Below are 13,994 nucleotides of genomic sequence, written 5' to 3'. Positions count from 1 at the left end.
TAGTAACTGTAAATACGCGTCCAACACCAAGCTTTACAACACAACCAGCAGGAATCATTCCGATAAATACCGATGTAACATATATTACTGAAACAGGCAAAACAAATTACAGTTGGAGTATTCCAGGTGTTTTGAATACCGATTATTCTATAGTATCAGGAGGAACAGTTTTAGATGATAATTTGACTCTAAAATGGTTGTCCTATGGAAATAAAACGGTGGCTGTAAATTATGAAAACTCTAATGCTTGTTTGGCGGCAACATCAATATCATCAAACATCACTAATGTATTAGTGGAAGTGGTTACTAAGTATGGAGGTGTAAGCTATGCCGGAGATCTTGATGCTGTAAGTATAAAGGGCGCTTTAGGTGTAGGTGGTGCTGTAAATAAACATGGAGCATATAATTATACAGGAAGCGTATTGGCTGTTGGAGACTCTTATGAGGGCGGTATTGTTGGTTATATTTTACAGCCTGGAGACCCTGGGTTCGATGCCGACGTTCAGCATGGATTAATCATTTCAGCTTCAGACCAAAGCAATCGTGTAAACAATGGAACTTATGGTCAAGGTAATGGACCACAGTATGAAACTCCTGTTGATATTGGTTCGGGGCAGAGCAATACCGAGTTAGTAGCTCCAGAAGTTAGTGGAGGCGCTGTATTTATTGCTTATAATTTAAGTTTAAATGGATATTCAGATTGGTTTTTACCAAGTAGGAATGAATTATTAAAAATTTATGAAAACAGAACTATAATAGGCGGTTTTGTTACTACAGGAAATGAACTTTATTGGACTTCTAGTTTTAATAAAGCTAATGCTAACTTTGCATATCATGTTAATTTCACAACTGGAGTAGCCACTGAAGGCAGAACTAATTTTACTGACCCCTCAGCAAGAGCTGTTAGGTCCTTTTAGAAGAATATAAAAATGCTTTAGTATTACAATTAATTATGGATAGCGGTGTCTTAATTGACACTATAAATTATTGTTATGAAAAATTATAATAACACCGTTTGAAATACTTTTATCAACCACTTTTAATATTTGCTTAATTGGTTTATCCATTTAGCTATAGGTAGAAAAAATACTCATCGAGAAATGAATGACTCTACATCTGGCTTAGACAGAAAACTTATTTCGGTAAAACAATTAAGCTCATATAGATTATCATGGTCTAATTATTATTTATCAAAAAAAAGGATAAACAAAAAGTAAACCAGCGCAATATATAATTTATTACACTAACCTGCTTACCAAAACCTTCAAGCATTTCCTATTCCGTTTTTATTTGCTAAATTAGATGCTTAAACATCCAACAAATCTAGCAGCAAATATCAATTTAAACTCTTGAAAAACATTCCTGACATATCATTTAATAATACAGAAAACATAGTAGACTTTGAGTTTTTAAACCTTGTACAATTATTTGCCCGAATATCCAAAATTAAGGACCACAACCCTACCCAAGCGCATAGAATCACATTTTTTGCATTACTTATTGTAACCAAAGGAACAGGAACGCATCAAATTGATTTAAAAGAATACGAATTGAAAGAAGGAACGGTTTTAAGAATAGCCAAAGGCCAAATTCATGCTTTTCAAAAAGAAGCAACTTATGAAGGATTTCTAATCATCTTTACAGAAAATTTTATACTGAACTACTTTTCTAAGGCCTCTATTCAAACCATTTCTCATTTGTACAATTACCATATTACTTCGCCTATTTCAAACGATAAAACACTAAACCAAGACTTCCTAAGCCAACTCATTCCAGAAATTGAAAACCACAATCATTTTGCTCAAAAAAATATTACATCCGCGCTATTAAACCTCTATTTACTGAAATTAGAACGTAAATCTCAAAATAATGGTATCCCCAGCAAACCTTCAAAATATTATAACACTTTTATGCTGTTTAAAAACTTGGTAGAAACACATTACAGTAAAACCCGAAATGTAAAAGATTACGCCACTATGTTGTCTGTTTCTAGCAAGCACCTAAACCAAGTAGTGAAAGAATTTACTCTAAATACAGCTAAAGTATTCATTGATAATTATGTTATACTAGAAGTCAAACGAGATATAGTTATTTCTAAAAACAGCATTAAAGAAATCGCTTTTAACACTGGTTTTGAAGAGGTTACAAATTTCACAAAATTCTTTAAAAACAAAACGGGAGTTTCACCTAAAGTCTATAGAGCGAAACAATAAAAAAACAGTGTTTTCCCATATTTACCATTTTTAACCCTGTTTTGATAAACTTATTTTTAGCAAAACGTATCATCTTTGTTATAATAAATTACACAAAATGATAAACGAACAAAATATTCAAATACAAAATACCTTAAGTCATCTATTTATTGACTCTAAAAAGGATAAATTTAACGTACTAAAAGGCCTTACAACATCTATATTCAGACCTATTCAACCTTCAGATTTTAAGGAAGCTTATCTTTCAATTTCTAAAAAACAAGGTGTAGATTTAGTACAACTAATAAAAGATAATAACCTTAAAAATATTGTTGAATTTGGAACTTCATTTGGTATTTCTACTTTATTTTTAGCTCAGGGCGTATTAGAAACCAATGGCCATATTATTACCACAGAATTAATTGAATCTAAAGCTGAAAAAGCAATTAAAAACTTTAAGGAAGCAGGTGTTAATAATCTCATTGAAGTTAGAATTGGAGACGCTATGGAAACACTAAAAAACCATAACCAACCCATAGACCTACTATTTTTAGATGGTTGGAAAGATTTGTATTTACCTTTGTTTCAAATGCTAGAACCCAACTTTCACAGCAACACGATTATCTACGTTGATAATGCTAATATGGCAGACAGTAAAACCTTTTTAAATACAATTCGTAAAAATTCAAACTATAAATTTCAATCCATATTCGATGGTAAAGCGGTATTAATAAATCGTAAAAAACAGTAAAACAATTTAAAATCACACAAAATGAAAACAAAATTAATCACATGTATTTGTCTAGCCCTATTTAGTGTTGGACTTGGTTTTGCTCAGAACAAAACCATAGAAGAAAACAACTTTCAATTTGGAGAACCAGAACATTTTTTAGATGGATATTCTTTCAACTTCCAATATCAGAATGGTACAGCAATACACTTTGAATTTGATAATGGTAAAGCCAAATATGAATGGATCGCTGGACCTGCAAAAGGTAATGGCAACAAGGATATTCCATATCGTTCTCGAAAAATTGGAAATGAACTTTATATAGTAAACTGGCACGAAACAGAAAAAAAAGACTATTTAACCGTAGTTTTAGATTTTGAAAAAATGATAGTACATAGTTCAATTATCATTGGTTATGAAAACAGACCTGAAAGAACATTAAAAACAGTATTTAGAAGTGGCATTATAGATCATTTAAAAAAATAAAATAAGATGAGTACAATAGTAAATTGCCCAACATGCGGAGGCAAATCAAAAGTAAAAGAAACAAATGGTACAACAGTTTATGACGCTTTACAAGATGAAGAGGTTATAAAAAAAGTGGGACAGCTAAAAAAAGCTATGCAAAAATATAAAGAGAAATCTGAAGCGCTAGAAAAGGAATTAGAAGAAATTAAAAACGCATAAAACCGTTGTTAGTATCATATATAAACCAATAATAAAAAATTAATTATTCATGGCAAACAACATAAAAACAGGAACACTCCTACTACTTATCAGTTTTACTTTTATTTTATCAAGTTGTAAAAACAAAAGCAATTCAAACGAATCTATCACAAAAACAGAAACTAAAAAAACTCAGAATTTAAAAAAGATATTATTCGTTGTTACAAGTCATGATGAAAAAGGAAATACTGGCGAAAAAACAGGTTACTATCTCGGTGAAGTTTCTCATCCATGGAACGTATTGCATAGTGCTGGTTATGACATAGATTTTGTAAGTCCGAAAGGCGGCAAAGCTCCTGTTGATGCTTTTGACATGACAGATGACATCAATAAGAAATTTTGGGATAATGACATCTATCGCAACAAAATTGAAAACACTAAAAAACCAAGTGAAGTAAACCCTGATGATTATGTAGCTATTCATTATGCAGGAGGCCATGGAGCTATGTGGGACTTTGCAGACAATAACGAAATTGCAGAAATAGCAACTAAAATTTATGAAAACAATGGTATTGTAAGTGCTGTATGCCATGGCCCTGCCGGACTTGTAAATATTAAGTTAAGCAACGGCTCTTATCTTGTTGATGGTAAAAAAGTTAATGCATTTACCAATGAAGAGGAAATAAAAGTAAAATTAGAAAACATTGTTCCTTTTATGCTAGAAGATAAATTAATAGAACGTGGTGCTATTTTCGAAAAGTCGGCTCCTTTTAATGAGCACGTTGTTACCGACCAAAGGTTAGTAACGGGGCAAAATCCGCAATCAGCTGAAAAAGTGGGTATCGCTACTTTAAATGCATTACAAAAATTAAAAAGTATTTAATAAACAGCTAGAGAAAAAAAAATAACTAAATTTATAAAGCCAATAACACCAAAACAAAATGTTGGTGAATATGTTTTTTCTTTGATAAAAAACATTAATACAAAAATGGAAACACAATGAACATACAACAAAATAAAGCAAATGCCATTGCATTTTACAAAATGGCATATGAAGGAAACCCAACAAAAGCAGTAGAATTGTACGTTGGAGACCAATACATCCAACATAATCCAATGGTTTGTGATGGTCCTCAAGCTTTCATTGATTATTTCGATCGTATGCAACGTGAATTCCCTGTTAAGTCCATTGAGTTTGTAAGAAGCGTAGCAGAAGGAGATCTTGTTTCACTGCACACACATCAAGTTTGGCCCGACGATGACCAATACATAACAATGGATTTCTTTCGATTTAATGAAAATGGAAAGATCGTAGAACATTGGGATAGCATTCAACAAATCCCTAAAACCGCTACAAATAACAATACAATGTATTAAGATCTAATGACATGGAAATTCTCGAAAAATATAAATCCATCAGATTGCAAACCATTGCCTTCTGTAAACATTTACAACCCGAAGATTACGCCATTCAGGTTGTTAGTTTTGCCAGTCCTGCAAAATGGCATCTAGCACATACCACTTGGTTTTTTGAAACCTTTATTTTAAAAAATTACTCTGAAAATTATACAGAATACGATCCTAATTTCAATTTCTTATTCAATAGTTATTACAATAATGTAGGTGATAGAATTTTGCAAACCAACCGAGGAAATATGTCGCGTCCTAGCACAGATCATATTTTTGCCTATCGCGAGTTTGTAGATGAGAAAATGTTAGATTTCCTCAAAAATAATCCAACTCAGGACGTTTTAGATTTGGTTCTTTTAGGATTAAATCATGAGCAACAGCATCAAGAATTATTAATTACAGATGTAAAATATATGCTTGGGCATAATCCTTTATTTCCTGCATATCATAAAGATGTTTATCTTTTAAAAGACCGAAACCAATTACAAGAAACAATTCAAATAAAAGAAGGCATCTATGAAATTGGACATCAAGGAGATGGTTTTTGCTATGACAATGAATTAGGAGTTCACAAGGTATTTATAGCCGATTTTGAAATCAATAATTTTTTAGTAACGAATGAAGATTATATCGAATTTATAGAAGCCGGAGCATATACCGATTTTAATTTATGGCTAGATGAAGGTTGGTCTTGGATAAATAGCCAACAAATTAATTCGCCTATGTATTGGCATAAAATTGATGGAGAATGGCATTATTACACCCTTTCAGGATTACAAAAAATAGATAAAAACGCGATACTTAGTCACATTAATTATTATGAAGCCAATGCCTTTGCTGTATGGAAAGGCATGCGTTTACCAACCGAATTTGAGTGGGAAATTGCTGCTCAACAAATGGATTGGGGCAAACGTTGGGAATGGACAAACAGTGCTTATTTAGCGTACCCCAATTTTGTAAAAGAAAATGGTGCTGTTGGCGAATACAATGGTAAATTCATGAGTAACAAAATGGTATTACGAGGCGCTTCTGTTGCTACTTCTAAAAATCATAGTAGGACAACTTACCGCAATTTTTTTCACCCTTCGGAACGTTGGCAATTTACCGGAATAAGATTAGTTAAATGATAGAAAATTTTAAAAATGAAGTCAATAAAGGATTAGAATCCAATCCAAAAACATTGCCTTCAAAATACTTTTACGACAAAAAAGGAGATGCCCTATTTGTAGAAATCATGAACTTGCCTGAATACTACCTTACACGCTGTGAATTGGATATTTTTCAGAATAAAACTCAAGAATTGGTTGATGCATTTGGCGTAAAACCGAATACGTATTTTGAACTCATTGAATTGGGGGCTGGCGATGGCACAAAAACAAAAGAATTATTAAAATTGTTAGATTCGGAAAATTATTCCTTCGACTACTTCCCTATCGATATTTCATCTAATGCTTTAGGTTTATTAGAACAAGACCTGAATAAAGAATTGCCAAATGTATCGGTACAAACCAAACAAGGCGACTACTTCGAAATTCTGGCTACTTTAAAAGACAGTAAAAAACCAAAAATAGTATTATTTCTAGGGTCTAATATTGGAAATATGACGGATGATTTAGCAGCTAAATTCATTTATAATTTAGGAGCTAATCTTCAAGCTGGAGATAAACTATTACTCGGTGTCGATTTAATAAAAGCCAACGAAATTGTACGTCCTGCATATAACGACAGTAAAGGAATTACCGCAAAATTCAATCTTAATTTACTAGATAGAATCAATAATGAATTGGATGGTGATTTTAATCTTAATCACTTTAAGCATCAACCTGAATATGATAAAAACGAAGGTATTGCTAAAAGTTTTATAGAAAGCACCATCGATCAAACAGTAGAAATAAAAGCCATTGGAAAAACCTATAAACTTGCTGAAGGAGAAAAAATTCACACCGAGATTTCTAGAAAATACAATGATAAACTTGTTGAAAAAATAATCGCAAATACAGATTTTAATCTCGAAGCAAAAATACAAGATAACAAAGGTTATTTTGCCGATTACATTCTTACAAGACATTAAAATGAATAAAAAAACGCTGGCCATATTAGGACTAGGAAGTCAAACCACTTTGTATTATATCAGTGAACTAAATAGAATGTTCAACCTGAAACATGGTGGCTATAGCACTTGCCCGTTTATATTATTAAATGCCAATTTTGATGCTATTAATTCACTTTTACCAAACACTTCGAAAGAATTATCCCGTTTAACACAAGTATGTATTCAAGACATTGAAAAACTAGATACCGCTCATATTTTGGTACCTAACATTACATTGCACGAAACAATCGATCAATTATCAGTTAAAAAAAATATTTTACATCCTATTCATTTAACAGCATCAAAAATTAAAGTTCAACAGCACGCTAAGGTTATATTAATGGGTTCGGAATACACAATGAATTCGGCCTATATACGTGCCATTTTCAATTTAAAGGGTATAGACATAGAAATTCCAACAGCCGAAGATAGACTTCAAATTGATGTATTTAGAAGACAGGTTTATTCCAAACAAGAAACTAAAGCACAAATAGAAAACTACCATAACATTATTAAGAAATATACGGCTAAAAACCCTGTGGTTTTGGCCTGCACCGAGTTATCTATTTTTAAACCAAAAGACAATAATAAACTTTTTGATATGGTTGATATTCAAATTACAGCAGCCATAAACACATTATAAAATTTAACATTATGAAAATTGCAGTAACATCCGCCAACGGAAAACTAGGGAGTACTATTGTAAAAAACCTCATTAATGAAGTAGGAAAAGAAAACGTTATTGGTATTGCGCGTTCACCAGAAAAAGCAAAGTACTTAGGCATTGAAATCAGAAAAGGAGATTATAACAATCGTGAAGATTTTGTTGCCGCATTACAAGGTATTGATACCGTTTTGCTGCTTTCAGGAATGGATGAACCACAAAAAAGAATCCAACAACACAGAAACGTTATTGATGCGGCCGTAGATAACAACGTAAAAAAAATCGTTTATACAAGTATCGTTGGAGATGCCGAAAACACCGCTTTTAGTCCCGTAGTACAGAGTAATAGACAAACAGAAATAGATGTTCAGAATTCAGGTCTTGATTATGTCATTGGAAGAAATGGCATTTATATTGAGCCCGATTTAGAATATATTGATACTTACGTAAAGGAAGGTGAGATTAGAAATTGTGCAGGCGATGGAAAATGTGCTTATACGAGTAGAGAAGAATTGGGATTAGCCTATACGAAAATGTTAACTGAAGATAAACATGATGGTAAAATTTATAATCTAGTTGGAAACGCGATTACTCAAAATCAATTGGCCGAAAATATAAACCAAGTATTCAATACACAATTAATATTCACACCTGTATCTATATCCGATTATTTAGCTGAGAGAAAAGCAGAGTTAGGAGATTTTCTAGGAACTGTAATTGCTGGAATTTACGAAGGCATAAAAAATGGAGCAAATGATGTACCTTCTGATTTTGAAAAAGTGACAGGAAGACATCATAAGTCTGTACTAGAAATGATGAAGGAATTTAAAGAATAAAACACGAAGTATAATAAACTACAAAAAGCCCATAAACATCATGTTTATGGGCTTTTAAAATTTTACTTAATCCTGTATAATAGGAGCTAAAATATAGTTGTAAGTTCTCAATCCTTTTACGTAACTAACTAAAAATTAATTGATGCTTAAAAATTCGAACTTAGCGGTATGCTACTTCTTATAAATCAAATCCATAAGCCAAACGCACCATTACTTGTGCTAATCCTTCGTTTGCTGCGCTCTTTTTGATAATAGGAAAATCCTTTAGCAATTCATACCTCAGACTAATATCAATAGCCTTTGTAGCGTAGCCAACACTAGGGCAAAAAATCATGGAATTATCATTATATGCTTTTGTAGTTGAAAAAGCACCTCCTATTTCTCCCATAGCGTAAAACTCATTACTGAATAAGAAGGTTTTGTATCCTACCTTTACCGGAATATAGCCGAAGTTTACATCATCTTCTACAAACAAATTATTATAACCTGTTGTAAAACATAAGGAATATGTACTCGAAATATTGTATTGTGCTCTTACATCGCCCCCAACATTAAATGAATAAGGATCGTTAAGAGGTAAACCTGCATTGAGTCCAACACCAAATTTAAAATTCCTTTTGTAATTATCTGTATCTTGAGCTTTTGCAAAATTAGCATAACCCAAAAGGCATATTACGAATAAAGTTGTAGTTATCTTTTTCATGTTATAAGTTTAAAAACTATTATAATTTAAGTGCTACATATACACTAATGTTGCTGTTTTTCCCATCAGGAAATGTATAATCTGTAGCACCAAAACTTCTCTCTTTTCCAACTGTGGTAAGTCCGTAGTTATAACGTGCTCCAATTCCAATAGATTCAAAATCAAAACCAAAACCTACTGCAACACCTGCATCAAATTTGTTAAAGTCATCATTATCAAAATTATCCTCAAAATCGAAAGTACCTCCTTCTGTTTCATTGGTTGTTTGCGCATCAATTAAGTAAGCAAAATAAGGACCTGCATGAATATTAAAATTTGGAGTTAGATTCGCTTTAAGCAAAATAGGCACTTCCAAATAGTTTAATTTAAATTTAGCCGTTCCGTTAGCTATTACATTATCATAAGTTAATTCAGACCCCTTTCTGCTATACAGAAATTCAGGTTGAATGGCTAAGAAATCGGTTATCGGTAACATAACAAACAAACCGGCATTAAAACTTGTTAATACGTTATTATCATCTACATCTTCTGTGTACATGTTTGAAAAGTTAGCACCACCTTTTATTCCGAATTCCGCTTTTGGCGCATCATTAGATTGTGCATGTGCCACTGTGCATGTTGCCCCAATAGTTAAAAATAAAGCTGCAAATAATTGAATTTTCTTTTTCATAATAATTAAAATTTATTGTTTATTTTTCTTACTACAAAGTTGCAACAAGTCTTCAAGTTTTATATTATATAATTTTTTGAATGTTTTACATAATTACCGTTTTATGCTAATAAATTTTATTGAAAACTCAGAAATTATCATTTCAGTTAATCAAAAACTCAATAAAGCACACCACAGTAATAACCGAGGTTTACCTTTATTACAACTTAACTTTACCGATTTATAAAAAATATTAATGAAGAAGTTGAGTAACAAAAAAACACGCCATTAACCCTTAGCTTTTTTTTGTTAAATATTGATTACAGCAATCAGAGATCAGTAAAAAACATCTCTCAATTTATTTAAAATTAAATTTATGAATATAATAGGTAACCTAATAAAAGGCACGATCGATTTAACAGAAAAGTTAGTAACTGAAGCAAGCCATTCAGAAAATCAAAAAAAAGTACTAAAGCATCTATTGAATACTGCTAAAGATACTGAATTTGGCAAGTTTTATACTTTTGATACTATTTTAGAAAGTGATAATCTTGAAAAACGTTTTGCGAATGGAGTTCCTTATTTTGATTATAATCAAATTAATGAAACGTGGTGGCAAAAACTTCACGATGGCAAAACCGATGTTACATGGCCAGAAAACCCCGATTATTATGCATTAAGCTCTGGTACAACAGGAAAAACGAGTAAGCGTATACCCGTTACTAAAGATATGATAGACAGTATAAAATCGGCCGGAATTGCACAAATTATAGCATTAAGTCATTTTGATTTGCCAGCCTCATTTTTTGAGAAAGGCATATTAATGTTAGGAAGTTCTACCGATTTGGTTGAAAAAGACAATCATTTAGAAGGCGAAATTAGCGGTATTAGTGCTAGTAACATTCCAACATGGTTTCAAGGCTATTATAAACCAGGAGAAACCATTGCCCAAATAGACGATTGGGATGAGCGCGTTAGAAAAATTGCAGAAAAAGCCAAAGATTGGGACATAGGCGCCATAAGCGGGATTCCTTCATGGATTGAACTGATGCTTAAAGAAGTTATTACCTATAATAAGGTTGAAAACATACACGACATATGGCCAAACTTAGAAGTCTATACATCTGGAGGAGTCGCTTTTAGTCCTTATGAAAAAAGTTTCAACGCTTTATTAGGCAGACCGATTACTATTATAGACACTTATTTAGCTTCCGAAGGTTTTATTGCCTTTCAAGCAAGACCAGAAACCGACGCCATGCAATTGGTAACCGATGGTGGAATTTATTTTGAATTTGTTCCTTTTAAACCAGAATACATCAATCCAGATGGCTCTCTAACCCCTGATGCGCCTTCTCTAACTATAGACGAGGTAGCATTAAACCAAGATTATGTACTTATTATTAGTACCGTTTCTGGTACATGGCGTTATATTATTGGTGACACAATTGAATTTACCGATATTAAAAGAGCTGAGATTAAAATAACAGGACGTACCAAATTTTTCTTAAATACGGTAGGCTCACAACTTTCTGTAAATAAAATGAACGATGCTGTGAAGCACTTGGAAGATACCTTTAATGTTAAAATAAAAGAGTATACTATTTGTGCAAAACGATATGATGATGAGTTTTACCATAGTTGGTATTTAGGAATTGATGATGATGTAGATACTAATTCATTCTCTAAAACATTGGATGATTTTTTACAAAATGCAAATAAGAATTATCGTGTAGCACGCAGCAAAGCTTTAAAAGGAATTAAAGTGAATACTGTACCTACCTCGGTATTTTATGATTGGAATGCAGCTAATAAAAAGAAAGGTGGCCAAGTTAAAATGGAACGCGTTATGAACGAAGATAAGTTTGAAGTTTGGGAAACCTTTGTAAAAAAGCAGTAATAATGGCTTAACTAGAAAGCGTTGCCTTTTCTTCCCGTTCGTCTACTATAATCATAATTTCTTCTGGCGAAAGATAATAACGCTTTATTCTATTTTTATAAATTTCAGAAAAACCAGCTTCATTTAAAATGAAGTTTTTGGTTGCCAAAATATAAGTTTCCATGCCGTGCAAAACAGCAAAAGTATCTGCTCTACGCTCGGCATTTTTCATAGATTTTTCTGAAAACAAATAGCCTAAACCAAACCCAATTAAATTGAATCCGCTTCTATGTTGGTAATCCATAATATGCCCTAACTCATGTCCGAGCCATCCAATAAGCACTTCCGAAGGCATGCCTTTTGTGTCATAAATGGTATCTCCAATTATAAAACTCTCACTAATTAATACCTTATACTTTCGTTTAGACTTACTGCGGAATACACTCCAAAATGTGGGTTGCGCCTGCATTGTTGATTTTCTAATCTTACTTTTGAATTTAAATTCTACAGCCACGTCTTCAAGTTCTGGATAATGTGATAAAGCCGTTTCTGCTTCAATAGCAATAGATTTTGGATATATATGTTGTGCATTCAAAGTCAATAGGTTTAATGTTAATAAGAGAATGAAGTAGATTTTTGTTTCGGATTGAATCATAACAACGGACTGAAAAATTTAACAAGACCTTCCAAAAACTTTTGACTTTTCGGTCTGTTTTTAAAGGTTTCGTAGGATAATTTAGTAGCATCGGCGCATTCCAATTTAAATTCCTCCAAAATTTCAGCAGTAATCTTTTTATCGTATATCACAGCATTTGATTCAAAATTATGTTCAAAGCTTCTATAATCAAAATTACCAGATCCTACCGATGCTATTTTCCCATCGATAATTATAACTTTACTATGTGAAAAGCAATCGCGTAAAAAGATATTAATACCGACTGATAAAAATTCTTCAAAATTAGAAAACATAGAATATGTTACCAATGTAGAATCCCCTTCTTTGGGAACTAATAAATTAACTTCAATGCCACTTTGTGCCGCAATAATCAATGCTTGCAATACTGCACGGCCAGGAATTAAATAGGGATTGGCAATAAAAATACTAGTTTCAGCCAGATTGATCATGGCGATATACTGTTGCATGATAACAGGTTGATTTGAATCCGGTCCGCTAGTTACAATTTGTACTGGTGAAGTTCCTTGCACTTTTTGTGCTGGCAGATACTTAGCATCGAGAAGCAATTCTTTTTTACTCGCAAAATGATAGTCTTTAACAAAAATACGTTGTAAACTATTTACAGCAGGACCTTCTAATTGTAGATGCAAATCTTTCCAAACACCTAAGTCGGATATAGGCTTAATATAATTATCAGACACGTTAGTACCACCAATAAACCCAACTTTGCCATCGACAATAATTATTTTACGATGATTTCGATAGTTTAAGGTAAAAAGAAGGTTTCCGAATCTAATAGGCATCATAGGGTAGGCTTTAACACCAATTTCACGAAAACGTTTTTTCAACCTACCACTAAAAGAAGAACTTCCAAAGGAATCATAAATCATTCTTATTTCTACCCCTTCCTTTTCTTTTCTTTTAAACAATTCATAAAATTTATCCTGTAACTCCCCTTTTCCAAAAAGGTAATACTGCACATGTATAAATTTTTCAGCTTCTGAAATCGCTTTAAAAATAGCATTAAAAGTTTCTTCACCATTATTAAGCACGGCTACTTTATTTCCTTCAGAAGCATATAAATTGGTGCCATTAAAGATTAGTTTTGAAAGTTTTTTTGATTGTGTTGATGAAAAATCGCATTCTAATTCCTCGTGTAACTTATCTTCATTATCTAAATTATAGAGGTCTTTTATTTCAGATTTTTTCAGCCTGAAAAATTTAAACTTCCTTCTATTAATTCCAAATAAATAATATAATAGCGCGCCAGCAAATGGAAAAACGATTATTGTAAATAACCAGCTTAACGATTTTGTGGGCCTTGAACCATACATAATAACATTATATATAGCCCATAAGCTTGATAAAGCATATAATATGATGAGTATATTAGACATATAGTTAAATGTAAGGCTAAACTCGTATATTTCAAAAAAGTTGGATTCTTTGAGGTATTTTAATATCCGATTGGATTAAAATTGAGAAGTAAAATGCAGCTAG

At 32.3% G+C, this 13,994-nt stretch carries 17 protein-coding genes; 13 read left to right on the top strand and 4 right to left on the bottom strand.

Going from position 1 to position 13,994, the window contains the following annotated elements; all coding sequences use genetic code 11:
* The 11 genes from QWY92_RS18690 to QWY92_RS18640 all read left to right on the top strand — a co-directional run.
* A partial coding sequence (locus QWY92_RS18690) for an Lcl C-terminal domain-containing protein (protein WP_496199480.1) occupies window positions 1-917 on the top strand: 917 nt, incomplete at its 5' end.
* A 432-nt stretch (window positions 918-1,349) separates the two neighbouring features.
* Window positions 1,350-2,213, top strand: coding sequence for an AraC family transcriptional regulator (locus QWY92_RS18685; RefSeq protein ID WP_290274417.1), 864 nt, complete (start codon window positions 1,350-1,352; stop codon window positions 2,211-2,213).
* 97 nt (window positions 2,214-2,310) lie between these two features.
* A complete protein-coding gene (locus QWY92_RS18680) occupies window positions 2,311-2,943 on the top strand; it encodes an O-methyltransferase (protein ID WP_290274415.1) in 633 nt (210 codons plus the stop codon).
* 21 nt (window positions 2,944-2,964) lie between these two features.
* Complete coding sequence (locus tag QWY92_RS18675) at window positions 2,965-3,408, top strand: MoaF-related domain-containing protein (protein WP_290274412.1); 444 nt, start codon at window positions 2,965-2,967, stop codon at window positions 3,406-3,408.
* A 6-nt stretch (window positions 3,409-3,414) separates the two neighbouring features.
* Window positions 3,415-3,609 carry a hypothetical protein gene (locus tag QWY92_RS18670; RefSeq protein ID WP_290274409.1) on the top strand — a complete coding sequence of 65 codons (195 nt, stop codon included), beginning with the start codon at window positions 3,415-3,417 and terminating at the stop codon, window positions 3,607-3,609.
* Window positions 3,610-3,658: 49 nt separating this feature from the next.
* The gene (locus tag QWY92_RS18665; protein ID WP_290274407.1) at window positions 3,659-4,471 is read left to right on the top strand and encodes a type 1 glutamine amidotransferase domain-containing protein; all 813 of its coding nucleotides are present in this window, start codon (window positions 3,659-3,661) and stop codon (window positions 4,469-4,471) included.
* Between the two features lie 116 nt (window positions 4,472-4,587).
* Window positions 4,588-4,965, top strand: a complete 378-nt coding sequence (locus QWY92_RS18660) for a nuclear transport factor 2 family protein (protein WP_290274404.1) — start codon at window positions 4,588-4,590, stop codon at window positions 4,963-4,965.
* Window positions 4,966-4,976: 11 nt separating this feature from the next.
* Window positions 4,977-6,125 (top strand): ergothioneine biosynthesis protein EgtB, encoded by a 1,149-nt coding sequence (gene egtB / locus QWY92_RS18655; RefSeq protein ID WP_290274402.1) that lies wholly within the window; start codon window positions 4,977-4,979, stop codon window positions 6,123-6,125.
* Window positions 6,122-7,069 (top strand): L-histidine N(alpha)-methyltransferase, encoded by a 948-nt coding sequence (locus QWY92_RS18650; RefSeq protein ID WP_290274400.1) that lies wholly within the window; start codon window positions 6,122-6,124, stop codon window positions 7,067-7,069. Before egtB ends, QWY92_RS18650 begins: the two co-directional genes overlap by 4 nt.
* A 1-nt stretch (window position 7,070) precedes the next feature.
* Window positions 7,071-7,733 carry an aspartate/glutamate racemase family protein gene (locus tag QWY92_RS18645; RefSeq protein WP_290274398.1) on the top strand — a complete coding sequence of 221 codons (663 nt, stop codon included), beginning with the start codon at window positions 7,071-7,073 and terminating at the stop codon, window positions 7,731-7,733.
* Window positions 7,734-7,744: 11 nt separating this feature from the next.
* Window positions 7,745-8,590 carry an SDR family oxidoreductase gene (locus QWY92_RS18640; protein WP_290274395.1) on the top strand — a complete coding sequence of 282 codons (846 nt, stop codon included), beginning with the start codon at window positions 7,745-7,747 and terminating at the stop codon, window positions 8,588-8,590.
* Between the two features lie 178 nt (window positions 8,591-8,768).
* Here QWY92_RS18640 and QWY92_RS18635 read toward each other — a convergent pair whose 3' ends face one another.
* Both QWY92_RS18635 and QWY92_RS18630 read right to left on the bottom strand, forming a co-directional pair.
* Complete coding sequence (locus QWY92_RS18635) at window positions 8,769-9,293, bottom strand: hypothetical protein (protein ID WP_290274393.1); 525 nt, start codon at window positions 9,291-9,293, stop codon at window positions 8,769-8,771.
* A gap of 19 nt (window positions 9,294-9,312) precedes the next feature.
* Entirely contained in the window at window positions 9,313-9,963 is a 651-nt protein-coding gene (locus QWY92_RS18630; RefSeq protein WP_290274391.1) for a porin family protein, read from the bottom strand.
* Window positions 9,964-10,066: 103 nt separating this feature from the next.
* Between QWY92_RS18630 and QWY92_RS18625 the strand changes: the two genes are divergently transcribed.
* Both QWY92_RS18625 and QWY92_RS18620 read left to right on the top strand, forming a co-directional pair.
* Complete coding sequence (locus QWY92_RS18625; RefSeq protein ID WP_290274388.1) at window positions 10,067-10,189, top strand: hypothetical protein; 123 nt, start codon at window positions 10,067-10,069, stop codon at window positions 10,187-10,189.
* A gap of 129 nt (window positions 10,190-10,318) precedes the next feature.
* A complete protein-coding gene (locus tag QWY92_RS18620; RefSeq protein WP_290274385.1) occupies window positions 10,319-11,839 on the top strand; it encodes a GH3 family acyl-acid amido synthetase in 1,521 nt (506 codons plus the stop codon).
* Window positions 11,840-11,846: 7 nt separating this feature from the next.
* Here QWY92_RS18620 and QWY92_RS18615 read toward each other — a convergent pair whose 3' ends face one another.
* Both QWY92_RS18615 and cls read right to left on the bottom strand, forming a co-directional pair.
* On the bottom strand, window positions 11,847-12,413 hold the full coding sequence (locus QWY92_RS18615; protein WP_290274383.1) for a hypothetical protein: 567 nt from the start codon (window positions 12,411-12,413) through the stop codon (window positions 11,847-11,849).
* Between the two features lie 56 nt (window positions 12,414-12,469).
* Window positions 12,470-13,891, bottom strand: a complete 1,422-nt coding sequence (gene cls / locus QWY92_RS18610) for a cardiolipin synthase (RefSeq protein ID WP_290274380.1) — start codon at window positions 13,889-13,891, stop codon at window positions 12,470-12,472.
* Between the last annotated feature and the right edge of the window lie 103 nt (window positions 13,892-13,994).

This window comes from Algibacter miyuki (genome assembly GCF_030409805.1).
Classification (GTDB): domain Bacteria; phylum Bacteroidota; class Bacteroidia; order Flavobacteriales; family Flavobacteriaceae; genus Algibacter; species Algibacter miyuki.
This window is presented reverse-complemented; position numbering and strand designations above follow the sequence as displayed.